The sequence below is a fragment of the Streptococcus mitis genome, assembly GCF_965111735.1.
Classification (GTDB): Bacteria; Bacillota; Bacilli; order Lactobacillales; family Streptococcaceae; genus Streptococcus; species Streptococcus mitis_DR.
This window is the reverse complement of record NZ_OZ217346.1, coordinates 295,089-320,212: the sequence shown is the minus strand read 5'-3', so window position 1 is coordinate 320,212 and position 25,124 is coordinate 295,089. Positions and strand designations below refer to the sequence as shown.

Below are 25,124 nucleotides of genomic sequence, written 5' to 3'. Positions count from 1 at the left end.
CAAGGAATGATCAATCATATTTCTAAAAAGCAACTGGGGAACAGTCTTAGTTCTTTAATCTAACTCATTTCTCACGCACTGCAAAGCTGCTCCAATTACTTGGTGCATATCGTAATAACGATAGTGTCCTAAACGACCACCAAAGATAACATTCCCTTGCTCATCAGCCAATTTTTTATATGATTTATACAAATGATTATTACGATCATTATTTACTGGATAATAAGGCTCATCACCTTTTTCCCATGTTTTAGAATGTTCTTTAGTAATGATAGTCTTTGCTTGATTCCCAAACTCAAAATGTTTGTGTTCAATAATACGAGTATATGGAGTTTCTGAATCCGTATAGTTCACAACTGCATTCCCTTGGTAATTTTCCATATCCAAGGTCTCATTTTCAAAACGAAGACTACGGTACTCTAATTCACCCAACTTATAGTCGAAGAATTCATCAATCATACCAGTAAATACAATCTTAGGGAAGTCCTTCATATATTGCTCTTTATTCGCGAAGAAATCAACATTGGTTTCTACATCAATGTTTTCATGGTCCAACATTTTTTCAACTATTTGAGTGTAACCACCTATTGGAATCCCTTGATAGGTATCATTAAAATAGTTGTTATCATAGGTCAGACGTACTGGCAAACGGCGAATGATAAAGGCTGGAAGTTCCGTAGTTGGCTTGCCCCACTGTTTCTCTGTATAATCTTTGATTAATTTTTCGTAGATGTCTGTACCTACAAGAGAGATAGCCTGTTCTTCCAAATTTTCAGGAGTTTTGCCATTTAAAACAGCACGTTGCTCATCAATCTTAGCCTGTGCTTCTACTGGCGTTACAACTCCCCAAAGTTTATTGAAGGTATTCATATTAAAAGGAAGGTTATAAATCTCTCCCTTATAATTTGCAACAGGAGAGTTAGTATAGCGATTAAATTCTGCAAACCGATTTACATAATCCCAAATCTCCTTATCAGAAGTATGGAAAATATGAGCACCATACTGGTGAACTTGAATTCCTTCCTCTTCACGTGTATAGATATTACCCGCGATATGATTTCGTTTTTCAATGACTTTTACTTTTTTTCCTTTTAAGGCTGCTTCATGGGCAAATACTGCACCAAAAAGACCAGCACCAACGACAAGATAATCGTACATTTTTTCTCCTTTTATTTTTTAACAAACTGTTGTAGCAATTGTACAAGATGGATAACTCTAATAGATGATACAATTGTATATTTTACATCTTAAATCCGTACTTCTTGTCCATAGGCTTCTGTCAAAAGGACCTTGCTTTCTTGCTTAGATTTTAAACCATCATCCACACTAAATACGATATGCGAATGAATATCAATCATTTTGTCTTATTTTCCTTCCATCACATCATTGATTGCAGCCTTAACCGACTCTAAACTGCTATCACTTATCTCCATCATGTAAAGGTTGCTATCAGGCATGGCATAGGATGGCAAATCCATACGCCCTGTTCCTTTAAGATCTTGCGAATTAATCTTATACGTTCCACCACTCTCAAGTTGGGCATTGGCCATGTTCATCATGGTTTCAAGTGGCATATTGGTTTGTAAGGAATCTTGTAGTCCCTTTATAATACTGTCATAATTTTTCAAAGCTTCTGTCGAGGTTAGCTTTTGCAAAATAGCGACAATGACCTTTTGCTGATTGCGACCACGATCTCGGTCTCCATCTTCCAATGAATAACGCTCACGTACAAAGCTAAGAGCTTGCTCCGAGTCAAGATGAACATTTCCTACGGGATAGAACTTCCCATTTGTACGAGCTGTAAATTCTTGGTCATTATGAACATCAACTCCACCAAGGAGATCAATCAATTTCAAGAAAGAAGTGAAATTCAAACGAGCGTAATAGTTCAAGTCAATACCGTAGAGATTTTCCAGTGTATGAATCGAAGCATCTACTCCATAAATACCTGCATGGGTCAACTTATCCTTTTGGTTGTTGCCACCATCTGCAATTGGAACATAGGAATCACGAGGTGTTGTTGTCAAGAGAATCTTTTTCGTCTCACGATTCACTGTCATAATGATATTGACATCCGATCGAGAAACTGAGCTAATTGGACCGTAAGTATCAATTCCGCTGATATAAACATTGAAACTGTCACCCTTGACATCTTTTGGAGTTTCAACCGTCTTGGTTAATTCTTTGGTATAGATTTTCTTAATTTTTGAAGCATAGTCAGGATATTCTGATTCAATAATGTTTTCAAAGACACTGTTTAGAATGATTGCCTTTGTATCGCCAGCTAACAAGCTCTTATAGGCCGCAAGATAGGATCTGCTTTCTTCGACTGTCAATTCCTTATTTTGACTAGCCTTAAGATCATTCATCAACTGTTGGATATTATCCTTATCCGTCCCAGTCGGCCCCGTTACACTGGTTACCTGACTGATATTATCAATTGAACTATCTGCTAATACCGCAATACTCATCGAATAATGTGAGTAGTTCGATGTCGCATTCAGGCGACTGGTAAATCCAATGAACTGCCCTACAGCAAAGAGAGAAGTTCCATTGATTAACACACCAAGCAGTAATAAAATCAGCGTTAGATTTTTAGCTTTCTTGGACCGAATTAAAAAGAAGCACAAGATGGCTAAGGCTACAATTAAGACAGCAACCACTATATTGAGATATCGGAAGGCTAGCATATTGTACTTGAAAATCAAAAACAATAAAAAGACTGCTAGTAATGCATAGATAGCTAGCAACCCCCAACTAATCAATATTTTTGTTTTACCCTTACGAGCTCGCTTCGAAGATCTACTCACGATATACCTCTATTATCAATTTTTATTTCATTTTATTATATCATAAAAAAATACACTTGCGGGGTAAATCCGCTTAGGTAAGGCATTTTAATCTTCTTTCCGAAACATTCTTTTTGACTTGCAACCAATTACATCAATAAATTTACTATATAAACATCAAAACAAGGTCCCTTACGGAACCTCGCTCATCTATTTGACATGATTTTCTGCTATGTTAGTTTTTATAACATAGGTTTATTTTACCAAAATAGTGAGAATTTGTAAAGTTAATTGAATTTTGAGAATGAAAGTTTATAAATTTTAGTCATAAAAAAACAAAGGATTTCTGTCTTTCATACAGTCCTCCCTTGTTTTTATGTGATTTATTGATTAAAAAGCCATTTGTAGAAATGAGCCTAGACTCATTTTACGTGTTTTTCTAAATCCTTTTGATACTGAGCATTAGATTCGAGTTTTTCCTTTTGCCACTTTTTAAGAGCTGCCTCATACTCGTTAGTTGTCACGATATCATTTTGAAGTTGCATACCTTTGAAAATAAATGGATCCCCCTTAATGCCGACCTGTGAATAAGCTTTGGTGAATGGCACAGTACGACTAACCATAGGAGAGCCACCTGAAGAAGCAACTGGAATAAGAAGTGAACTATCAGTAACCCAAGCCTGTGCTTTAGCATACTTTTCGTATCGTTTATCAAGATTACTTGTCTCAGATGCAGCATCATCCAAAAGCTTCTTGTATTCATCCAATCCAACTTTCGCCATGACTTCAGGATCCTTGCCCTTTGTTATACCTAGATGTTTCAAGGCAGAACCCTTCTTAGCATCTAAAATATTGAGATAGGTTGCTGGATCTTGATAATCTGGTCCCCAACCAGTTCCGTTCAAATCATAATCTTTTTGGGTTGGAACTTTAGCTTGAGAAGTAATACTTTCCTTCTCATTATCCGTCATTTGAAGAACATCTATAATTACATTCTCAGTTCCCAATGTTTCTTCAATCGATTGTTTTAATGAATTTGTCTGTTGAACTGCAACTACATCTGTCTGTTCTACTGGTACATCCAAATGAATCGGGAAACTTACTCCCTTAGATTGCAATTCTGTTTTCGCTTTTTCAAATGTAGACTTGGCCTTTGTTGGATTGTAAATTGTATCTTTGCCATCTGTGAGAGTCACATCTTTCCATTGCTCTCCATATTTCAGCAGTTCATCCTGAGCCAGCTGTCCGAAGGTCTTCCCAGCTACTTGAACATAGTTATCTGGCACTAGACTATTACGAATAATCTTATCCGCACCTTCTTCACCATTTAATTGAGCTGTATAGGCGTGGCGATTAAATGCAAAATTAAGAGCCTGACGGAAGTTCTTATTGAGAAGAGCTTCTTTTGTTGATGTTTTTTGTGACTCATCTGTTTTAGCTGTTTTATTATAGGATTGACGATTTACGTTAACGGTAAGATAATAACTTGTTGCCTCTTGTGGACTATAGACAATCTTATCACCGTATTCCTTTTTAGTTGATTCAAAGTTTGAGCTTGCTGGAAAGAGACGAGCAGTTGTATAGGCACCTTGTGTAAAGCTACGAATTAAGGATTCTTGGTCTGATCCATCATAGAATGTTAATTTTACATTATCAATTTTGACATTTTCCTTATCCCAATAGTTAGGATTTTTTTCATATTCAATCACAGATTTAGAAATCAAGGACTTCAAAAAATATGGACCATTGTAAAGAATACTTGATGGAGTTGGCGCTCCGTAATCCTTACCTGTTGCATTCAAAAATTCTTCATTAACTGGAAGCATCGTTGCAGTGGTTATTTTTGAATTCCAAAAACTTTCCGGTTTATTAAGCGTATATTCTACTGTATAATCATCAATAGCTTTCACACCTACAGTTGAGAAATCGTTTGTCTCACCACTAACATAAGCCTCCAATCCTTTGATAGATTTCTCAACCAAAGAAAGACCATCGGACTTTCCGTCTGCTGCATGCTTTAATCCAGTGACAAAATCCTGAGCCTTAACTTCTGCATACTCTTCTCCTTCTGAAGTGTACCACTTCACACCTTTACGTAGTTTGTAAGTATAAGTCAAGCCATCTTTAGAAACTGACCAATCCTCTGCTAGAGAAGGAATGAGATTCCCATATTTATCATTTTCTAAAAGACCGTCGACGACATTACCTATTACGTCAGAAGTTGAACTTTTACTTGTAACGCTATAATCCAAGGATGATGGATCAACAGCATAAACATAAGAGAATGTTTTGGGAGCATCTGCATTCTTTTCACTTTTCCCACAAGCTGTTAAAAGAATGGCTGTACTCAAGGTCACTCCTGCTCCTAAGAGCCACTTTTTCGATTTCATAGGTAATCTCCTTTAAGAAAGTATTTTCACTATTATACCTTATTTTTTTATAAATACAAGAATTTTAGTGCGATTTGTTAGAAAATTCTAACAAATATTTTTTAAAAGAGTCTGGGACAATAGTCTCTTATCTCCAAAAAAGCAACGGATTTGCCGTTGCTTTTTTGCATGGTTGCGATAGTCTTAGTAAAATAGAATTGCTTAATAAATCATTTAGAAAGGCCATCCCATGCATATTCACTATAACAAAAATCAAACAACTTTACCACTAGAAATCAGTTCTTTCTTACCACAAGACCATCTCGTCTTTACTATTGAAAAAGTGGTGAATACCTTGGAGGATTGTCACTTCCATGCCTTCTATCATGCCTTTGGTCGCCCGTCTTATCACCCTAAAATGCTTATAGCTACTCTTCTATTTGCCTATTCACAAGGGATTTTCTCTGGACGAAAAATCGAAAAAATGATGATTGAAAACCTCGCTATGCAGTACCTAACAGGACCGTTGGTTGTCAGCTACCGCACCATCAATCGTTTTCGAGTCGCTGAAGAGATGGAAGAACTCATACGTAATCTTTTCATGGACCTCAATCTTCGTTTAAAAATGGAAGAGTTAGTGACCTTAAATTGTCTGTTTATTGACGGGACTAAGATTGAAGCCAATGCCAACAAGTATAGTTTTGTGTGGAAGAAAGCGACAGAGAAATTCTCCGCCAAACTGCAAGAACAGATACAGAACTATTTTCAAGAAGAAATCACTCCCCTTATCTATCAAGCTATCGAACTGGATACACAAGAGCCTATCTCCTCAGAGCAGTTGCTTGCATTCGCTCAAGTCCTTGAAGGAGAATTGAAAAAATTGAACCAGGACATTGAGGAGACACCCGTTAAAGGGAAGGATGAACGTAAAACCCCGCGTCGTAAACTCAAGGAAGTCTTGCGTAAAGTCAAGGAGGATTTTTCAGTACGTGCTGAAAAGTATAAGAAGTATCAAGAGACATTTGAAGGGCGCAACAGCTTTTCCAAAACCGATCCAGATGACACTTTTATGCGAATGAAAGAAGATTATATGAAAAATGGCCAACTCAAGGCTGCTTATAATCTTCAAATCGCTACTGAAAACCAATTTGTTCTTCACTATGATGTCTTCTCAAATCCGACAGACACCAAGACTCTTCTGCCATTCCTTGAAACCTATCCGCATGACTTGAAGACAGTTGTTGCAGATGCTGGATATGGAAGTGAAGAGAACCTCCTTCGTTTAGATGAAAAGGGGGTGAACCATCTGATTAAATATGCCATGTTTGACAAGGAACAGAAGAGAGGGTATAAACAGTCAGCTAGAAACTTAGCGAATTGGCACTATGATGACAAGGAGGATAGCTACACACATCCTGATAGCTGGTGCTATCGTTTTCACCATATCAAACATCAGAAAATCAAGGTTTACTACGCTGATGAACCTGAATCAGCCCCTCAAAAGGGACTGTATATGAACGGACGCTATCAAAACTTGAAAGCTAAAGAATGTCAGGCGCTTTTATCTCCCGAAGGTAGACAGATTTTCGCTCAACGTAAGATTGATGTGGAACCTGTCTTTGGGCAGATAAAGGCTTGTTTGGGTTACAAGAGATGTAATCTGAGAGGGAAGCGTCAAGTGAGAATTGACATGGGATTGATACTTATGGCCAATAACCTCCTCAAATACAATAAGAGAACGACTCAAAATTAAAAAGCTAGAGTTTGTACTGACCCCCAAAAGTTGGACAAATAATTATTGAAAGGATTTAGTTCTGTATTGCACAGGGCTAAGTCCTTTTAGTTTGACTTTAATTCGTTTGTTGTTGTAGTAATCAATGTAGTCCACAATAGCTTGTTCAAGGTCTTCTAAAGACCTAAAGTGCTTCTCATAACCATAAAACATTTCAGATTTCAAAATGCCAAAGAAGGACTCCATCATGCCATTGTCTGGGCTGTTGCCCTTGCGTGACATGGATGCTTGAATTCCCTTACTCTCTAGGAACCGATGATAAAAATCGTGTTGGTATTGCCAGCCTTGATCGCTATGGAGAATCGTATGCTCGTAGTGTTTCTCTGTAAAGGCCTGGTTTAACATAGCTTTCACTTGTTCTAAGTTTGGTGAAGTTGAAAGATTATAGGCGATAATTTCGCTATTAAATCCATCTAAAACTGGCGATAAATAGAGTTTCTGTGTGCTATTTGGAATGGCAAACTCTGTCACATCCGTATAGCACTTTTCCATTGGCCTTGATGCTTCAAACTGACGTTGAATGAGATTCTCTGCTTTCTTACCAATCTCTCCTTGGTAGGAAGAATACTTTCGTTTCCGGCGAATTCGAGCTGTTAAACCAAGGACTTTCATCAGACGTTGGACCTTCTTATGGTTTACTATATGACCACGATTCCTCAATTCAAGAGTAACTCTACGATAGCCATAATTTCCTTTATGGTCATTATAAATGGCCTGAATTTCGGTTTTAAGCTCTTTATCTTTATCAAGCCCATCCAGTTGTTTCAACTGATAATAGTAAGTTGAGCGAGCTAAACGTGCTGTTTCAAGAAGTAAATCTAGTCGAAATCCTCCTGAAGCCATTTCTCTAATTGTCTCTGCCTTTCTCGCTCTAAGGCTTCGTCCCTGTCTTCCAGCTCTTTTAACTTTTTTAGGTAGGCCACCTCAGTCCGTAAGCGTTCATTCTCCTCTTGGAGTCGCTCTAGTTCTGTCATTTCTTCCCAGGTTTTCTTCCGTTTACGTCCCATTTTAGGTACTCTCCCTCTTGTTTTCTCAACAATAGTATACCCGTTTTTCTTGTATTGTGCTAGCCAATTAAGAAGTATCGTACGACTTGGGAGGCCATATTCAAGAGAAACTCTATCTTTAGTCCAGCCTTCATGTAAGACTTTATTAATCATTTCTTGTTTTAAATGAGGAGAATAGTAACGATTTTTCCCTTTTTTGACGAACTCTATTCCGTAACGATCAATCAATTTAATCATGTACCTAAGATTAGAATTGTTTATCTCAAATTTATTTGAAAGCTTCTCTAAGCTATATCCTTGTTTTCTAAGTTCATAGATCTGAACTTTATCTTCATAACTCAATTTCATAATAAAACACCCCAAAAGTTAGATTTTTTCTGTCTAACTTTTGGGGTGCAGTTCAGTTCCGCAATTGGAAATCTCTAGCTTTTTTGTGGCTGAGAACTATTTTGTCTCAGGTTCTTTAGTCTGTCATGATATTAAACATTTCAGTTTTAAATTTTTTGAAATTTAGAACAATGAACTCTTCACTTTCTTGAATTTCTGTTGCAAGATTCCAACTAAATATACCATTATGATAATAATGGTACCCAATCATTTTTTAGATTTTCTAAAAAAATCGGACATTAGACACATTCTATTACTTAACTCGTATTATACCTTGAGTAAGTATCTTATATCATTATTTTAGAAATTTTTATTACTTTATATTATCTACTAGACTATCTGCATACGTTACTATCGTCCGTTTTCGTGTAGTACAATCGAAACACTAGATTATTTTTTACAGTAGGTATAAAATTGCTAGGGTCAGGAGACTTGCTAGAAGCCCTACTCCCCAAAAGAAGAAGTCAACCTTCCACTCGCTCCAAGGATTTCCTTTACCAGACAATCCTCCAAGCTCAAAATGGTGATGCACAGGCGTCATACGGAAAATACGTTTACCACCAGTCATTTTGAAATAGCCGACTTGCATCATGACCGAAGTTGTTTCAAAGACATAAACAATTCCGATAATCAATAGAGTCCATTCTTGGTGGAGAGCCATAGAGATAGCTGCCAGCATTCCACCGAGAGCCAAACTTCCCACATCTCCCATAAAGACCTTGGCAGGCTTATGGTTAAAGACAAAGAAAGCAAGCAAACCACCGATCATGGCAAGAATCACTAGAAGGATATCCATCTGACCTTGCACATAGGCAATAACTCCATAGGCAGACAAACTAATCACAACTGAAATACTAGCCAGGCCGTCAATACCGTCTGTCAAGTTTACTGCGTTTGAAAAACCGACTAGCCAGAAAAGAGCGAAGACAATATAGAAAATTCCTAGATGCACTTGGTAACCAAAGACAGAAAGCATATCTCCACCGCGCTCATAGAAAAGGTAGAAAATGACACCACCTAGAAGCTGAAGAGCCAATTTCTGCTTGGGATTAAGACCCTCATTGATTTTACGAAAGACCTTGAGAAAGTCATCTAAAAATCCGATTAAGCCATAAAGAACCAAGATAAATAAAATCATACCGACATTATTGCTGAGTTGATTACTAAATAGGGCGAAAAAGAAAGCAACTAAAACAGAAGCAATTAAGAAAACCAAACCTCCCATTGTAGGAGTCCCAGCTTTTGCCTGGTGCTGTTTGACATCCTCATGCATCTGCTGGCCTGTAATTTGCGCCTTTCTATAAAATTGGATAAAGGCCGGAATTCCTACTAAAGTTAGTAAAAATGTCACAATTCCAGCACTGATAGAAATAAACATATTAGTCTCCTAAAGTTAATTTAATTTTTTTAATGTTTTTGATAGCTGTATTAGTCCGAACATCTTGCTTCTGTACAACAGAACCTGACCCTTCAAATTCCAGCTCGATATCCAACCATTTAGCAAAGGTCTCAGCAGTTTCTTTTTTCCAGCCATACATGTCTGGAATTTCTTCTACCTTATCCGATAAAAGGAGAACTTGTCGGTTTGGTGCAAGATTGGTCCCTTCTTCTACAGAAGTCTCTTTAATCTTTGTTCCAGTACCTACAACGATTGGTTGCACAATATTTCGGCGTAAGGCTTCCGCCAACTCACCAGGTGAAATATCCTTGATGCTAGGCATTGCATAAGAAGACTCTGTCGTAACTTTATCTAAATTCTTGGCTGGAGATTGAAGATTGAGAGATTCTTTCATAGCTGAAGCCCGCTCCAAGATTGGGTTGGCAAATTCTCCCAACTGGATACCTGAATAATGTTCAGGTTGTTGAACCGTTACATACAAGATAAAATCAGGATTTTCAGCAGGGTTCATAGCCACAACCGAGAAAATGTAATTGGTCGAACCAACTAAGTAGCCTCCATTTTTCTCGTCAGCGATTTGGGCTGTACCAGACTTGAGGGCTACATTTTGACCTGGAACATTGACAGTTGCTTTTCCTGTACTATGATTATACATAGTTCCATATCTAGGATCCGTTCCTACCAAGACCATGTGAGTCCGAGTTTGGCCAGCTGCATCTTTCGAAACTGGATTCCCTACAATTTCTTTTTGAGATCTACGAACGGTTTGATCATTTGGATCATACAAGGCCGTAATAAATTTAGGCTCTAGCATGACGCCATCATTGGCAATGGCTGTAAAAGCACGTAGCATCTGGGTCTGCGTTACAGAAATCCCCTGACCAAATGCACTCATGGCAATATTGACAATATTATCAGCTGGAAGTTGACCAGCGTATTCATCTGTCAAACCAAAGCGAGTTGGGACCCCAAATTTAAAGCGGTTTAGATAATCCAACCAAGTAGCATCTCCCATTTTTTGTTCAAGTAGACTCATTCCAACATTACTGGAGTGAGCGAAACCTTGTGAGAAAGTCATCATCCCACCAGTAGTCAAACCATCATTAACATCCCAATCTCGAATCGTCGCATCCGCTATTTTTAATTCACTGCTATTGAAGTATTCTCCACTTGGGAAGGTATTATTATCAATAGAAGAAGCTAACGTCATAACCTTCATGGCTGATCCTGGTTCATAGTTACTTTGATAAAGAATGTCACGCCAAACAAAGTCCTCAGTGATTCCTTCTTTAGTATCTGCATTAAAGGTAGGTCGTTGGGTGGTAGCGAGAATTTCACCGGTCTTTGCACTGACCAAGGTCGCGGTCATATACTTACCTTTTACTTTTTCTAGAAAGGCATCCATCTGAGTTTCCATGAAAGATTGTAGCGGACTAGACAATGTTGTATAAACATCCTTGCCATCCACAGTTTGTTGCGATACCAGTTCTGTACCTGGTACGATATTTCCTACACGGTCTTTTTCATAGGTAATAATACCGTCTGTCCCAGCAAGAATGGTATTTAAAGAACTCTCCAAACCAGAAGTCCCTAACAAACTCTTACTGCCATCCTCATTTTCATGGAGTTGGGCTAACCCAATAAAACTAGAAGCAAATTGTCCATTTGGGTAGCTTCTGTTAGGGCTAGTTGTAAAGTCAATCCCTTCCACACTAGCATCTTTCAAATCTTTTTTAATAGCCATCATATTGGCATAGGTAATCCCATTTCCTTTTGCACCAAAGGAAACTTGAGTTAGATTTGGTTGAGCTAATTGCTCTTTCACATAAGCTTCATCCATATCCAAATACTTATGGAAGACTTCAGCTACCTTATTAAACTGCGAATCCTCTACATAAAGAATTTTACCCGTTGCTGACTTGTATTTTTTATCAATAACAGCATAGACGTTATAAGAGGTCGCATCTTCAGCGATAGGCACTCCATTTCGGTCATAGATCGTCCCACGTTTGGCAGGTACTGTTCGAGTGGTTTGGTGAACCTTTTTAGCCTCTTTTACCAAGTCAGTACCAAATATATTACCTTTTGCGATAATATACGCAAAATTGGCCAAAAAGAGGGCGAAAAGGGCAACAGCTACAAAGCTGAGGTACTTGCCAACTATCCTACGGTTTTTTGCTGGAGATTTACGATTTTTTATCGCAAATCGGGTTATTTTTTCTGTCCATTTCATATCTTACTCCGCTGTTCGGATATTTTCATTATTCAATTTCAAATCTTTTTTATCTGCAATCTCTTTCAAGCGCTCTGAACGAATCAATTCATTCACTTCCTGCTTAGCATCATCGAGCTCTGTCTTCTTTTCCTCTATCTGCGCATTGATTTTTGTTAAATCACTTTGCACTTGCAAGAGTCGTGTCTGCATAAAGATAATGCTCACTGCTAAGACAAGAGCCGTAAAAGCGATGGAAAGATAAAAAGCCTTCTCCACACGTGAGAATTTTTTTATACGATTCTGCAAGAATTGACTGGTTGTTTCTTTCTTATCTACCATTTTTTCCTCTTACTTGTGAATTTTTCTGGCCACACGCAACTTGGCTGAATGCGAGCGGTTATTGGCTTCTAATTCTTCTGCACTTGGCAAGATTGGCTTACGGGATACCAATTCCATCTTGGGCTTGAGATCATCTGGGATGAAAGGCAAACCTTTGGGAACTTCCACTGTTGAAGCTTCCTTGAACAATTGCTTGGTCAAGCGGTCTTCTAATGAATGAAAGGTAATCACTGAAATTCTACCATCCAGAGCCAAGATCTCCATAGCCTGCTGGATGGACTCATCTGCAGCTCCCAGTTCATCATTGACTTCAATCCGAATAGCCTGGAAGATCTGCTTGGCAGGATGGCCCTTCTTCTTGAGCTCCTTAGCAGGCTTAGCCGACTTGATGATCTCTGCCAACTCAGTCGTTGTCTCGATTGGCTTGACTTCCCGAGCTTGTTCAATCTTACGGGCTATTTGTTTAGAGAATTTGTCCTCGCCATATTTGAAGAAAATACGAACCAAATCATGATAGTCATAGTGGTTCACCACTTCATAAGCTGTCAGACTAGCTTCCTGATTCATCCGCATGTCCAGTGGCGCATCCTTTTTATAAGAAAAACCACGCTCACGCTGGTCCAATTGAGGACTAGACACTCCCAAGTCATAACAAATTCCATCAATTTCCTGAACACCAGCTTCGCGCAAACGTGCCTGTAAATGACGGAAGTTATCCTTGATAAAAGTCACCATTCCCTTTTCAATGTAAGGTGCCAAGCGTTTTTGCGCATTATCAATAGCATTTTGATCTTGGTCAAAGGCATAGAGATGGCCCTTTTCACTTAATTTACTTAATAAATATTCGCTATGGCCTGCTCCACCCAAGGTCGCATCAACGTAGATACCGTCAGGCTTTACGTCGAGCATATCAATCGTTTCGTGGAGTAAGACCGTTACATGATGAAATTCTTTTGTCATATCTTATCTATTTTACCACAAATCCGACTAGCTTGCACTAGTCAGACAAATAGGTCAAAAAAAGTAAGATTTCTTTAAGAATATGTCAAATATGCTTGACATCTATTTCATAGAAGAATATAATATAGTCAAATATATACGACACAAATCAGAAAGGAGACCAGATGAATCGTGTGAAAGAATTTCGCAAGGAACTGGGCATTTCCCAGCTCGAGCTAGCCAAGGATATCGGTGTCTCGAGACAGACCATCAATATGATTGAAAACGACAAGTACAATCCAACCCTGGAACTCTGTCTCAATCTCGCCCGTAGCCTCCAAACTGACCTCAACAGTCTCTTTTGGGAGGATGATTTTTAAAAAAGGAGCAAACTCATGAAAAAAGAAACCTTTACTGAAAAACTGATCAAACGCACATACGGCATTTCTGATCCCCTTGATGAATACAAACGGCGCGAGGCCGATCGTATCGGCAACCAAGTCTTTATCATCCTCTTTTATCTGATGATTTTCGGAAATCTTATTCCACTCCTTCTGGCCTATAAATACCCTCAAGAAGTGGCTCTAATCTATCCTCCTCTGATTTTAGTGATTGCCCTCATCGCTGCTGGCTATGTCACCTACCAAATGAAAAAAACAGGGATTACAGCTATTGATCCGGATATGCTGAATGAGAAAGAAAGTAAGCAACTACACTCCCCAGGTCTTAAAGCAGGTTTGTTCTTTGGTCTATGGATGTTTTTTATAACTCCTCTTCTAAGTATACTCATAGGTGAAGGTCAGGACTATTTTCATTCTCTCCTAACTATAAGAAATGGTGTATCAAGCATTCTCGGTTCTATCTTCTTCGGAGCGAGCATACAGTTCCTCATCTCCCGTCGCATTGAAAAAGCTAAAAAAGAGCAAGATGAGGATTAGGAGGTGCCCTATGAAATCACTAGTAACTTTACTATTCAGTCATATTTTTGTCAGCATCTTTATTACCTTCGTCCTGTTTTCTGGACATATTACGCGTCCTTTCTTGATCATTTTCCTTTTATTTCTTCCTTTGCTGAACAAGGGACAAATACTTCAGAAAATCCAATCCAAAAAAATACGCCTTCTAAACGTATCTCTCTGTTTTATTCTCGTATCCTTCCCACAACTTTTAAGGCGTCCTGCAGATTGGAGATACCTAGTATTTATAACAACCTGTATCATTTTTAGCTTGATTTACTTCTATACTTTCTATCAACTCGTTAAAGAAGTCAATCAAAAACCACTCATTTAGGAGGTTACTAGCATGAAAAAAGAAGACTTAACCACTCGCCTACTTCGAAATCTCTTTCACATTCAGGGCCCTTTTGATGAATGCCGACAAGAGATTATCTACAAGGCTTGTGCCCGTTCTATGGTTCAAATCGTTTATTCTTCCTTCTTTCTCTTCTTGTTTTATCTGTTATTTGGACGCTTCATAGAAGTGGTTCGCTATGCTATGCCCTATGTTTACTCTGGACTCATTTTTTTCATTACTTTAAAAACCCAAAGAGCCGTCCAAGAGCTTCATCTTGAAAAGGATGACAAATCAGAAATCATCCTCAAGACCTACAGCAAAGCCCAAATCAAATTCCGAAGCTGGATTGTGTTTATCGGTATTCAGATCGGCTTCTTTACCTTACTCATCTTTCATAAAGTCTTCGTTCAGCAGATGTCCTTTTCAGATTTTGGGAAGTTGCTCATGCAATTCGATAAAAGTGGTCCTTTCCTAATGTATGGCCTGATTATCGGTAGCATTTTTGGAACTCTGACCTACGGATTTCTATCACTACAGGAGGAAAAAACTCCTAAAAATACCAAACAGAAGGAGAAAAGCAAGCAATGACTTCACTATACGATTTTTCAGTCTTGAACCAAGACAATCAAGAAACCTCACTAAATGCCTATCGTGGTAAGATTCTCTTGGTTGTCAACACTGCTACTGGATGTGGTTTAACACCCCAGTACCAAGGTCTCCAAGAACTCTATGACCGTTATCAAGACCAAGGTTTTGAAATTTTAGACTTCCCTTGCAATCAGTTTATGGGACAAGCACCAGGCAGTGCAGAGGAAATCAACAGCTTCTGTAGCCTACATTATCAAACCAGTTTCCCACGTTTTGCCAAGATTAAGGTCAACGGTAAGGAGGCAGATCCTCTCTATGTTTGGTTGAAAGACCAGAAATCTGGCCCACTGGGAAAACGAGTCGAATGGAATTTCGCTAAGTTTCTCATCGGTCGTGATGGGCAGGTCTTTGAACGCTTCTCCTCCAAAACAGACCCTAAACAAATTGAAGAGGCCATACGTAATCTACTCTAAACTTCATTAAAATCCATCCTTCTATGCTCCCTAAAACAGAAGGATGGATTTTCTTTAAAAAGTAAACGAAATTCTTTAAATTAGATGGATTTTCTTGCTTTTCTCTATTGCATTTCTCAGAATAATTTAGTATATTTGTTATATTAAGGTTTATTAGGTCATTTTAAAGATTAAGATGGCAATTTTAATTTTTTTATCTTAAAATGAAAGCGCTTAAACGGGAGGAAGATTAGACTCAAACTATTACAAAAAGATTAACTAACGCTAAAGAAAAATCGTTTCCAAGTCATACTTGGGCTCAGACAGTAGCTGACTGTCTTTATTCAAACTAGGAGTACATTATGAATCGATACCTTTTTGAAAAAGGGCAAACTTTTAGCATCAGAAAATTAACCGTTGGAGTTGCTTCGGTTATGGTTGGTCTCGCTTTTTTTGCATCTGCTACAGCACTAGCCGACGAAGCAAAAGTTGAAACTACAAGTTCTCAACCAAACGTAGAAAAATTGGCCGAGGCTGAAAAAACTAAACCAGAAATCAAAAATGAAAGTCCTGTAATCTCTACATCTCAAGAGTCAGAGCAAGCAGAGAAAACTGTTAAACCAGTAGAAGAAAAATCTGTAGCAGATACTAAAACTACCGACTTACTTCCTGAAGAAATCCACGATCAAGCTTATCCTGACACGCCCGTGAAAAACATAGATACTTCAGCAATCGTAGACAAGAAGGATAGCCCTAAAGTTGAGACAGAAAGCATTCTAAAAAACAAGGAAGAACTTCCAAAAGAAGCTGAAAATGGTAATCGTGCGATCATCAACGGTGGTCTAGATTTGAAGCACGTCCCTTATGAAGGACAACCTGCTACTGCTGCTAGTATGATTTATACCATTTACAATGGTGGTTCCCAACGCTATATCGTGTCTGGTTCTGGTATTTTTGTGGCACCAAATGTCATCTTGACTGTTGCCCACAACTTTTTAGAATCAAACCGTGATACAAAAGAAGGACATATTCGAGGTGGAGATTCTGCTAAGTTTTACTATAACCTCGGTTCTAATTCTGCTGTTCGCAATTCTCAACCTGTAACGGGTAATACTACTCTCTTCAAAGAAGAAGATATTCATTTTTGGAACAAGAAAGAATTTGGAAAAGGATATCAAAATGACTTGGCTGCTGTTGTAGCACCTGTTCCTCTTCAAATCGCTAGTCCAAATAAAGCTGCTACCTTTGTTCCCTTGGCAGAAAACAAAACCTATCAACCAGGGGACCCTGTTAGCACGATTGGATATCCGACCGATTCAAGCTCACCTGAGCTCAAAAAACCAATTGTCGCGGGTCAACTTTACAAGGCTGATGGTGTCGTGAAATCTGTTGATAAATATGATGATAAAGGCTCAAAAGGCATCACCTATCATATGACTTCTGTTTCAGGCCTTTCAGGTGCTGGTATTATCAATGGTGATGGTAAAGTAGTCGGTGTTCACCAACACGGCACAATTGAAAACGGCATCCCTGACAAAGACCGTTTCGGTGGTGGGATTGTCCTCTCACCTGAGCAAGTCAAATGGGTAAAAGATATTATCGCAAAATATGGTGTCAAAGGTTGGTACCAAGGTGATAACGGGAAACGATATTACTTTACTCCTGAAGGAGAAATGTTCAGAAATAAAACTGCTGTTATTGGTGAAAATCAATATTCTTTCGATGAAAATGGTGTTGCGACACTCATTAAAGGAATCGATTACGGACGTGTAGTGGTTCAACACGTAGATGAAACTGGTAATCCAATCAAAACTGATGATACTTTCGTTGAAAAGACTGAAGTTGGAACAGCTTTTGATTATGACTTCAAAAAAGAAATCGCTAAGACTGACTTCTATACAAAAAATCAAGAGAAATACCAGATTGTCTCTATTGATGGTTTCGAAATCAACAAGCAACTCAAAGATGAGTGGACCTACAACGTCGTCAGCAAAACAGCTCCAGGAACACGGGTCATCAAGGTGGTTTATAAAGTGAATAAAGGTTCATTTGCCATTCATTATCGTTTGAAAGGCTCAGAGCAAGAATTAGCAGATGTTGTTACTGATAATAATGACGGAAAAGAATACGATGTTTCCTTTGTAAACACTTTTGAAGCAAAAGAAATCGCAGGCTACCGCGCAATCACTCCACGCTTAGAAGCCAACATCCAGCACAAGGGTGTGAATGATGTCGTCTTTGAATACGAAAAAATCTCTGATAGCTCTAATCCGACTTCAAATGTTTTACCTGCTGCTCATCCAGAAGATAAAGAAACAGAAATCGGAAATCACGGTCCGCTTCCAAGCAAGGCTCAACTTGATTATCACAAGGAAGAATTAGCTGCCTTCATCCACTATGGTATGAATACTTATACTAATTCTGAATGGGGACATGGAAATGAAGATCCTAAAAACTTCAATCCAACTAACTTAGATACAGATCAATGGATCCGTACTCTAAAAGAAACTGGTTTTAAACGAACTATTATGGTTGTCAAACACCACGATGGTTTCGTTATTTACCCATCTAAATATACAAATCATACCGTAGCTGCAAGTCCATGGAAAGATGGAAAGGGTGACCTTTTAGAAGAAATCTCTAAATCTGCTACTAAATACGATATGAACATGGGTGTTTACCTATCACCATGGGATGTTAATAGCCCTAAATACAAGGTTGATACAGAAAAAGAATACAACGAATATTATCTCAACCAACTAAAAGAAATTCTTGGAAATCCAAAATACGGAAACAAAGGTAAATTCATTGAAGTTTGGATGGATGGTGCGCGTGGTAGCGGTGCTCAGAAAGTAACCTACACCTTTGACGAATGGTTCAAATATATTAAGGAAGCAGAAGGAGATATCGCTATCTTCTCTGCACAACCAACAAGTATTCGTTGGATCGGAAATGAACGTGGTATCGCAGGTGACCCTGTATGGCATAAGGTCAAGAAAGCCAACATCACCGAAAATGTTAAGAACGAATACCTTAACCACGGTGACCCTGACGGAGATATGTACTCTGTAGGGGAAGCTGACGTTTCAATCCGTTCTGGTTGGTTCTACCACGATAACCAGCAACCAAAATCCCTCAAAGAATTGATGGATATCTACTTCAAGTCTGTTGGTCGTGGAACGCCACTTCTTCTCAACATTCCACCAAACAAAGAAGGTAAATTCGCAGATGCTGACGTGGCTCGCTTGAAAGAATTCAAAGCGACTCTAGATCAAATGTATGCGACTGACTTTGCCAAAGGTGCGACTGTAACAGCAAGTTCTACTCGTCAGAACCATCTCTACAAAGAAAGCCATCTTACAGACGGTAAAGATGATACTAGCTGGGCACTTTCAAATGATGCTACAACTGGTAGCTTCACAGTTGATTTAGGACAAAAGAGACGTTTTGATGTCGTAGAACTCAAGGAAGATATTGCCAAAGGACAACGTATTTCTGGATTCAAGATTGAAGTCGAAATCAACGGACGTTGGGTTCCATATGGTGAAGGTTCAACCGTAGGCTATCGTCGTTTAATCCAGGGTCAACCTGTAGAAGCACAAAAAATCCGAGTTACGATTACTGGCTCACAAGCCACACCAATCCTAACCAACTTCTCAGTCTATAAAACTCCAAGCACTATCGAAAAGAATGATGGATATCCTCTTGGACTAGAATACCACTCAAATACAACGGCTGACAAGGAAGGTACAACTTGGTACAATGAATCGGAAGGTATCCGCGGTACTTCTATGTGGACCAACAAGAAAGACGCCAAAGTCACCTATCGTTTCACAGGAACCAAGGCCTATGTTGTATCAACAGTAGATCCAAACCATGGTGAAATGTCTGTATACGTGGATGGTCAAAAAGTCGCAGATGTACAAACCAAGAACAGTAGCCGTAAACGTAGCCAAAAAGTTTACGAAACTGGTGATTTAGCACCTGGAGAACACACTATTACTCTCGTTAACAAAACAGGTGAACCAATTGCTACAGAAGGAATCTACACTCTAAACAATAACAGCAAGGGTATGTTTGAGCTTGAAGCAACTTCTTACGATGTCGAAAAAGGAAAACCTGTTACCGTTACAATTAAGCGTGTTGGTGGAAGCAAGGGAGCTGCTACCGTTCGCTTCATTACGGAACCTGGAACAGGTGTTCACGGTAAGGTTTACCAAGATACAACTCAAGATGTGACCTTTGCAGATGGTGAAACAGAGAAAACTGTTACCATTCCAACTATCGACTTCACAGAACAAGCTGACTCAATCTTTGACTTCAAAGCAAAACTCACTTCTGTGTCTGATGGCGCCCTACTCGGTTTTGCTACCGATGCAACTATTCGAGTAATGAAGGCTGATTTATTGAAGAAAGATCAGACAAATTACGACGACCAAGCTAGTCAATTAGATTACAGTCCTGGCTGGAGACACGAAACCAACTCTTCTGGTAAATACCAAAATACTGAATCATGGGTATCATTTGGACATCTGACAGAGGATCAGAAGAAAAAGACAACTGTGACTGCTTATTTCTATGGTACAGGCTTAGAAATCAAAGGATTTGTTGACCCAGGTCATGGTGTCTATAAAGTATTCCTTGACGGTAAGGAAGTCACCTATCAAGATGGAATGGGAAATGCATCTACTATTGATGGCAAGAAATACTTTAGCGGTCATGCCGCTAACCGTCAAGGTGATCAGACTCTAGTCAACCTAAAAGGACTTGATGAAAACTTGCACGCAGTAACTCTCCAACTAGACCCTGACAAGAATGATTTGACTAAAAATATTGGTATGCAAGTGGATCAATTCATTACAAAAGGCGAAGGAAGCGAGCTATACAGCAAAGCAGAAATCCTTCAATCTATCTCTAAATGGAAAGAAGATTTGTCTAACTTTAATCCTGCTGGATTGAAAGATACTGCAACTGCACGCCAAGCGTTCAAGTCTAATCTTGATAAACTCACTGCACAATTAAGTTCTGATACGGTAAATGTACAAGATGTGATGTCAACAGTCACTACTTTGCAAGATATTCTTAGCAAAGATGAAAATTACAAAAAACCTGGAGACGAAACAAGCCCAGAACAACCAGTTGAACCAAAACAGCCGGAACAGCCTGAAATCAATTACGATAAGGCTATGGCTAGCTTGACTGAAGCTATCGAGAAAAAAGTGGCTGAACTTGGTACTAACAACGATGCTAAGAAAAAATTAGTTGAAATTACTGATAAAGCAATCGCAGCTATCCAAGAAGCGAAGACTCAAGAAGACGTCAATAAAGCCCTCAACAACGCTCTTGAACAAATCAAGCAATTGCAACCTAGCCAACCAGAACAACCGGTTGATCCGAAACAACCTGAACAGCCTGAAATCAATTATGATAAGGCTATGGCTAGCTTGACTGAAGCTATTGAGAAAAAAGTGGCTGAACTTGGTACTAACAACGATGCTAAGAAAAAATTAGTTGAAATTACTGATAAAGCAATCGCAGCTATCCAAGAAGCGAAGACTCAAGAAGACGTCAATAAAGCCCTCAATAACGCTCTTGAACAAATCAAGCAATTGCAATCTAGCCAACCAGAACAACCAGTTGAACCAAAACAGCCTGAAAAACCAATTACTTCTTCAAGTCCTGAAGAAGGAGTTAAAGAGCTTGTCTTCCATCTCCCAAGTTTGGATATTGTCAAGAAGGCAGTGCCATTCAAGACTATCCGTCGCGAAAATCCAAACTTAGATAAAGGAAAAGAGAAAGTTCTAGCAGAAGGGAAAGATGGTGCTATAATCGAGTATGTCGAAGTAGATGGCAGCAATCGTAAAGTAGTTCAAACTGAATCAACTCCAGCTCTAGACCGAGTGATTGAAGTTGGAACGAAACAAAGCTCTGTAGGAACAGAGGCACCACCAGTTGTGACTCTCCCTGAGTATGTTGTACCTAGAGAAACTGAAAAACCAGCTCCTGCAGTTGTAACAGAAGATTCACCAAGAAAAGATGAAAAAGCACCTGTTGCTACTACAGTTAAACAAGACAAGGAAAAACAACTCCCAGAAACTGGAGAGCAAGAAGCAGATGCCTTCTTATTCTTGGCTGCTATTACTTCAATATTGTCTCTACTCATCTTCCAAAAGAATTTCAAAGACTAATTAAAATCTTTACTTAATTCTTTTCAATGATTCTAGTTCCCCCAAAGAGAAGGCCAGCCGGTCTTCTCTTTTTCTATATATAAATCAAAAAAAAATACATAAATTTCTATGTACGTCTTAGTATATATAAAACAGAATGATTATTGAACTGGCCCCAAAAAGTTAGACAGAAAAAATCTATCTTTTGGGGTGCAGTTCATTCTATCTTTGACTGGGCAGAAGAACTTGAGTATATAGAAGCTAATAAAGTTGCAAAAATATTAAGAAGAATAAAGGCCACTAAAAAGATTCAACTTGCAGAGTCAAAGAGAGGGGAAGATTTATATCTAACTCATGAACAACTCCAAGAATGGTTCTCAGCATTTCAAGAAGATTTAGATAATGATAAAATAACTCTGAAAGATTATGTCCTATTTTATCTCACTTTTTTCTTAGATGATAGAAAATCTGAAACCTATGCTCTTCAATGGAAACATATCGACTTTTCGAAATCACAGATTCAGCTAATTCAAGCTTTAGATAGATATGGACAAATAAAATCTACTAAGGGAAATAAGAAAACTATTTTCTCTATTTCTAATGACTTACTTCAGCTCCTTACCTCTTGGAAAGAGCAACAAAAATATGAACTAGTAAAGTTTGGCATCATCAGTAATCCAGAACAATTTGTTTTTACATATATCGACACAAAAGGAAACATCAATAAGCCTTTACACGCTGACTATCTAAACAATAAAATGAAAAGTATTAGAAAGCGACACAAAGAGCTGACACATGCTACACCTCATAAACTGCGACACACAGGAGCGACACTTGCTAAACAAGCAGGAATGAGCTTAGAAGCAATTTCTGAAGCACTAACGCATAGCGATACAGGTACAACTCAAATTTATGTCAATACTTCTAATGTAGTTCCTATGGCAGTTGGTGAATTTGCTTTAAAGTCTCTAAAACAATAAGGTAAAAATAAGGTGAACTTTGAGGTAAACTTTTAAAAAAAACATAAAAAAAGCACCCATGAGGTAAACTCTTGAGTGCTTTGAAACGTTGATATAATCGTATTGATTAACGTTTTGAGGCAACTGACCTTGTCAGGTTGCAGCCACATTTGTAAACGACTAAAGTCGCAACAACTGTGTCAATTGCACCAATTTAGTAAGAAAGTATAAAAAAGAACACCCCGAAAGGTGCTCTCTGTAAGTATCGTAATTCTTTCGAATTAACGTTTACTAAATTGTGATGCTTTACGAGCTTTCTTAAGACCTGGTTTTTTCTACATTATGATATTTATGGTAAATTATCACTAAAATCAAGTAATTTTAAGAGATAAATCCTCAATCTTTACATATATAACCCTTTTAAAAATCGAGAGGTTATCAAAGGGTTATCACTTTTTAGTTTTCGGAGCTTATGTAGTTGAGGAATAGACAATCAAAAACTTTAGATAACTTGTGGTACACGAGTTTTATCTCTCAATTTCAACATTCTTCACTAAAATCGTGTATTTCTTTCATGTCCGGAATCAGAATATAATCAATAATCTCAAAGACAGAAATATTTTATATTTTTTAAATAATTTTAATTTCTACTTTAATAGCTCTATTCTTTCTGAACTACCAAACAACTGATTACGTTGCTTATTCTTCACTCGCCAAGCATTCCCATGATTTTTCCCTACGTACTTACCTTCTTTAGATATATATCCACGCCAATCATAGGTTACAACTCCTAACTTAATTAACGAAATAAATGTCATAAATTGAGGAGATCGAGTTAGCTCTGCTTCAATATACTTAAACTCAGCGGTGTCCCCATTCATTCGAATTTCCGCTTTTACCCAAAGCGTTGCAGGATGTTTCTGATGAAGTTCACTTTCTAAATCATCAAAATTCCAGTAAGCAGCTCTATGAGACGAACCATTTTTATACTTCCTAATTTCTACAGTTCTATCATTTTCATTTACAGCTAAGAAGAAGCCTTGGTTATTTTGCGGTGTACTCTCTGATCCAATTGTGATATAAAGACTATTCATGTCTGGATGCTTATCAGATTCATAACCATATAATCTCGCAAATGCAGAAACACGACTACGATCGTTAGGTTCAAAATCAGCAACTGGTGTGCCATCAAATTTTGGACGTAAAGTAAATAATGTATCCAAAGTTTTGGCTGTTTTTGATTTTAGTTCAACTAATCCTTCAAAATCAGCCTTTGGACTATTATTAGTCTCAATTGAAAGTAACTTTTCAAGTGTATCTCCTGCATCTTTAGGAACTACTTTACCTGCTCCTTTTGAATTCGGATGGTATCCTTTAGAGGCAATCTCCCTTACTTTTGGAATCAACCTTGATAGAGCATCTTTAATCTTATCATTACCAAAGATTTGTATTAGAGTATCGTCACTTAGTACTCCTCTAGTAACATTTATAACAATTACACTATTATTACTTGGATTTGAAGTTATATAGACTAAATCACCTGTTAAAAAATGTTTCTTAAATGAAGCACCGCATATCCAAAATCTCTCATCTCCACGAGTTTTAGCCCTATAACAAGACATTACAGTTTGAAATTCATTATCTCCAACATACAACCTTGAAGGAAGTTTCTTTTTATCACCTTTATCAAGTTCCGAATAATCCATCAAACTATATTTTTTCAAAATATCTTGAACAAATACATTTGCGTCGATTATACCTTTGTCCAGCATCGTCTTTGTTAATCTAATAATTGTATATTCTTTTTCATTATACTTGTGAATTCGTTCAATAACTTCAAGTTCATCTTGGTATGGTTCAAACAACATATTAATACCTATCTAAATATTTCATCCACTGAAACATCTAGTCCTTTCGCTATTTTTAATAAGGTTTCTAACCTAGGATTTTTCGTTTTAGAATTCAATAAATCACTAATTGTTGATTCACTCACCCCACTTATTGTTTTTATAGAATAATTTGTTCCATTACTATTTAGAAAACGTACTCTATTAACAAAATTATTCAAATAAAATTCTGTACTCGATTTTTTCTCAAATTTTTTATAAGGAAGTGGTTTCTGACTGTCGGTATCTACAACTCCTCTTTTAAATATCGATGGAAAGTCAATATCTAACGCCATACAAACCGCAACAACGATATCCAAACGGCATTTACTTACATTCCTATAGGAAAATAGTTTCTGAATTGAATTTTTTGAATATCCTGTCATTTTAGCTAGTTCGTTATAAGTTAGACTCTTTGCATATCTAATTCGATTAAGATTTTGTATAGCAATTTCCATGTATATACCTCAGGTGATTTGTGACTACATTTTACCAATTTTAAAACATTTTACATTCGGTTAAGTTGTCTTTTTTGTAGTACAA

17 protein-coding genes and 3 pseudogenes are annotated in these 25,124 nt (G+C 37.9%); 8 read left to right on the top strand and 12 right to left on the bottom strand.

What is annotated here, in order from left to right:
• Nucleotides 1–54 precede the first annotated feature (54 nt).
• From glf to ACLV7W_RS01540, 5 genes and pseudogenes are all read right to left on the bottom strand, one after another.
• The gene (gene glf / locus ACLV7W_RS01560) at nucleotides 55–1,158 is read right to left on the bottom strand and encodes a UDP-galactopyranose mutase (RefSeq protein WP_411865308.1); all 1,104 of its coding nucleotides are present in this window, start codon (nucleotides 1,156–1,158) and stop codon (nucleotides 55–57) included.
• A 95-nt stretch (nucleotides 1,159–1,253) separates the two neighbouring features.
• Nucleotides 1,254–1,358: pseudogene (locus ACLV7W_RS01555) on the bottom strand (CpsB/CapC family capsule biosynthesis tyrosine phosphatase); the annotation flags it as partial.
• A gap of 6 nt (nucleotides 1,359–1,364) precedes the next feature.
• Entirely contained in the window at nucleotides 1,365–2,810 is a 1,446-nt protein-coding gene (locus ACLV7W_RS01550) for an LCP family protein (protein WP_125443775.1), read from the bottom strand.
• Between the two features lie 401 nt (nucleotides 2,811–3,211).
• Nucleotides 3,212–5,179: a peptide ABC transporter substrate-binding protein gene (locus tag ACLV7W_RS01545; protein ID WP_411865307.1), complete on the bottom strand. Its 1,968-nt coding sequence runs from the start codon at nucleotides 5,177–5,179 to the stop codon at nucleotides 3,212–3,214.
• An 87-nt stretch (nucleotides 5,180–5,266) separates the two neighbouring features.
• Nucleotides 5,267–5,448 (bottom strand): annotated as a pseudogene (locus ACLV7W_RS01540) (hypothetical protein).
• On the opposite strand from ACLV7W_RS01540, the gene ACLV7W_RS01535 reads away from it, so the two are divergent.
• Nucleotides 5,409–6,911, top strand: coding sequence for an IS1182 family transposase (locus ACLV7W_RS01535; RefSeq protein ID WP_411865306.1), 1,503 nt, complete (start codon nucleotides 5,409–5,411; stop codon nucleotides 6,909–6,911). The pseudogene ACLV7W_RS01540 and the gene ACLV7W_RS01535 overlap by 40 nt on opposite strands.
• A 42-nt stretch (nucleotides 6,912–6,953) precedes the next feature.
• Here the strand turns inward: ACLV7W_RS01535 and ACLV7W_RS01530 are convergent.
• The 5 genes from ACLV7W_RS01530 to rsmH all read right to left on the bottom strand — a co-directional run bounded on the left by ACLV7W_RS01530 (nucleotide 6,954) and on the right by rsmH (nucleotide 13,257).
• Nucleotides 6,954–8,305 (bottom strand): IS3 family transposase gene (locus tag ACLV7W_RS01530; RefSeq protein ID WP_411865305.1). Its coding sequence is split into 2 segments (ribosomal slippage): nucleotides 6,954–7,864 and nucleotides 7,864–8,305, totalling 1,353 coding nucleotides; the frame shifts between segments, so codons are not numbered across the junction.
• Nucleotides 8,306–8,741: 436 nt separating this feature from the next.
• Nucleotides 8,742–9,722 carry a phospho-N-acetylmuramoyl-pentapeptide-transferase gene (gene mraY / locus ACLV7W_RS01525; RefSeq protein ID WP_411865304.1) on the bottom strand — a complete coding sequence of 327 codons (981 nt, stop codon included), beginning with the start codon at nucleotides 9,720–9,722 and terminating at the stop codon, nucleotides 8,742–8,744.
• 1 nt (nucleotide 9,723) lies between these two features.
• Nucleotides 9,724–11,976, bottom strand: a complete 2,253-nt coding sequence (gene pbp2X / locus ACLV7W_RS01520; RefSeq protein ID WP_411865303.1) for a penicillin-binding protein PBP2X — start codon at nucleotides 11,974–11,976, stop codon at nucleotides 9,724–9,726.
• A 3-nt stretch (nucleotides 11,977–11,979) separates the two neighbouring features.
• Complete coding sequence (ftsL, locus tag ACLV7W_RS01515; protein WP_000227824.1) at nucleotides 11,980–12,297, bottom strand: cell division protein FtsL; 318 nt, start codon at nucleotides 12,295–12,297, stop codon at nucleotides 11,980–11,982.
• Between the two features lie 9 nt (nucleotides 12,298–12,306).
• Nucleotides 12,307–13,257, bottom strand: coding sequence for a 16S rRNA (cytosine(1402)-N(4))-methyltransferase RsmH (gene rsmH, locus ACLV7W_RS01510; RefSeq protein WP_125452822.1), 951 nt, complete (start codon nucleotides 13,255–13,257; stop codon nucleotides 12,307–12,309).
• Nucleotides 13,258–13,421: 164 nt separating this feature from the next.
• Between rsmH and ACLV7W_RS01505 the strand changes: the two genes are divergently transcribed.
• From ACLV7W_RS01505 to ACLV7W_RS01475, 7 genes and pseudogenes are all read left to right on the top strand, one after another.
• Nucleotides 13,422–13,616 (top strand): helix-turn-helix transcriptional regulator, encoded by a 195-nt coding sequence (locus ACLV7W_RS01505; protein ID WP_001082470.1) that lies wholly within the window; start codon nucleotides 13,422–13,424, stop codon nucleotides 13,614–13,616.
• A 15-nt stretch (nucleotides 13,617–13,631) separates the two neighbouring features.
• Entirely contained in the window at nucleotides 13,632–14,174 is a 543-nt protein-coding gene (locus tag ACLV7W_RS01500; protein ID WP_411865302.1) for a DUF3278 domain-containing protein, read from the top strand.
• Between the two features lie 10 nt (nucleotides 14,175–14,184).
• Nucleotides 14,185–14,526, top strand: coding sequence for a hypothetical protein (locus ACLV7W_RS01495; protein WP_060627545.1), 342 nt, complete (start codon nucleotides 14,185–14,187; stop codon nucleotides 14,524–14,526).
• Nucleotides 14,527–14,538: 12 nt separating this feature from the next.
• Nucleotides 14,539–15,117 (top strand): DUF3278 domain-containing protein, encoded by a 579-nt coding sequence (locus tag ACLV7W_RS01490; RefSeq protein WP_411865301.1) that lies wholly within the window; start codon nucleotides 14,539–14,541, stop codon nucleotides 15,115–15,117.
• The gene (locus ACLV7W_RS01485; RefSeq protein ID WP_411865300.1) at nucleotides 15,114–15,590 is read left to right on the top strand and encodes a glutathione peroxidase; all 477 of its coding nucleotides are present in this window, start codon (nucleotides 15,114–15,116) and stop codon (nucleotides 15,588–15,590) included. The genes ACLV7W_RS01490 and ACLV7W_RS01485 overlap by 4 nt, the downstream gene beginning before the upstream one ends.
• Nucleotides 15,591–15,931: 341 nt before the next feature.
• The gene (locus tag ACLV7W_RS01480; protein ID WP_153210011.1) at nucleotides 15,932–21,757 is read left to right on the top strand and encodes an alpha-L-fucosidase; all 5,826 of its coding nucleotides are present in this window, start codon (nucleotides 15,932–15,934) and stop codon (nucleotides 21,755–21,757) included.
• Nucleotides 21,758–21,951: 194 nt separating this feature from the next.
• Nucleotides 21,952–22,716: pseudogene (locus tag ACLV7W_RS01475) on the top strand (tyrosine-type recombinase/integrase); the annotation flags it as partial.
• Between the two features lie 626 nt (nucleotides 22,717–23,342).
• Here ACLV7W_RS01475 and ACLV7W_RS01470 read toward each other — a convergent pair.
• Both ACLV7W_RS01470 and ACLV7W_RS01465 read right to left on the bottom strand, forming a co-directional pair.
• The gene (locus tag ACLV7W_RS01470) at nucleotides 23,343–24,563 is read right to left on the bottom strand and encodes an MvaI/BcnI family restriction endonuclease (RefSeq protein WP_411865299.1); all 1,221 of its coding nucleotides are present in this window, start codon (nucleotides 24,561–24,563) and stop codon (nucleotides 23,343–23,345) included.
• Between the two features lie 8 nt (nucleotides 24,564–24,571).
• Nucleotides 24,572–25,039, bottom strand: a complete 468-nt coding sequence (locus ACLV7W_RS01465; RefSeq protein WP_411865298.1) for a helix-turn-helix domain-containing protein — start codon at nucleotides 25,037–25,039, stop codon at nucleotides 24,572–24,574.
• Nucleotides 25,040–25,124: the final 85 nt, after the last annotated feature.

Bases quoted from the DNA above. Each gene is read 5' to 3' on its own strand.
- ACLV7W_RS01465 (WP_411865298.1), bottom strand. From the start codon at position 25,039: ATGGAAATTGCTATACAAAATCTTAATCGAATTAGATATGCAAAGAGT.
- rsmH (WP_125452822.1), bottom strand. From the start codon at position 13,257: ATGACAAAAGAATTTCATCATGTAACGGTCTTACTCCACGAAACGATT.
- ACLV7W_RS01505 (WP_001082470.1), top strand. From the start codon at position 13,422: ATGAATCGTGTGAAAGAATTTCGCAAGGAACTGGGCATTTCCCAGCTC.
- pbp2X (WP_411865303.1), bottom strand. From the start codon at position 11,976: ATGAAATGGACAGAAAAAATAACCCGATTTGCGATAAAAAATCGTAAA.
- ACLV7W_RS01500 (WP_411865302.1), top strand. From the start codon at position 13,632: ATGAAAAAAGAAACCTTTACTGAAAAACTGATCAAACGCACATACGGC.
- ACLV7W_RS01470 (WP_411865299.1), bottom strand. From the start codon at position 24,563: ATGTTGTTTGAACCATACCAAGATGAACTTGAAGTTATTGAACGAATT.
- glf (WP_411865308.1), bottom strand. From the start codon at position 1,158: ATGTACGATTATCTTGTCGTTGGTGCTGGTCTTTTTGGTGCAGTATTT.
- ACLV7W_RS01545 (WP_411865307.1), bottom strand. From the start codon at position 5,179: ATGAAATCGAAAAAGTGGCTCTTAGGAGCAGGAGTGACCTTGAGTACA.
- ACLV7W_RS01490 (WP_411865301.1), top strand. From the start codon at position 14,539: ATGAAAAAAGAAGACTTAACCACTCGCCTACTTCGAAATCTCTTTCAC.
- ACLV7W_RS01535 (WP_411865306.1), top strand. From the start codon at position 5,409: ATGCATATTCACTATAACAAAAATCAAACAACTTTACCACTAGAAATC.
- ACLV7W_RS01485 (WP_411865300.1), top strand. From the start codon at position 15,114: ATGACTTCACTATACGATTTTTCAGTCTTGAACCAAGACAATCAAGAA.
- ftsL (WP_000227824.1), bottom strand. From the start codon at position 12,297: ATGGTAGATAAGAAAGAAACAACCAGTCAATTCTTGCAGAATCGTATA.
- ACLV7W_RS01480 (WP_153210011.1), top strand. From the start codon at position 15,932: ATGAATCGATACCTTTTTGAAAAAGGGCAAACTTTTAGCATCAGAAAA.
- mraY (WP_411865304.1), bottom strand. From the start codon at position 9,722: ATGTTTATTTCTATCAGTGCTGGAATTGTGACATTTTTACTAACTTTA.
- ACLV7W_RS01495 (WP_060627545.1), top strand. From the start codon at position 14,185: ATGAAATCACTAGTAACTTTACTATTCAGTCATATTTTTGTCAGCATC.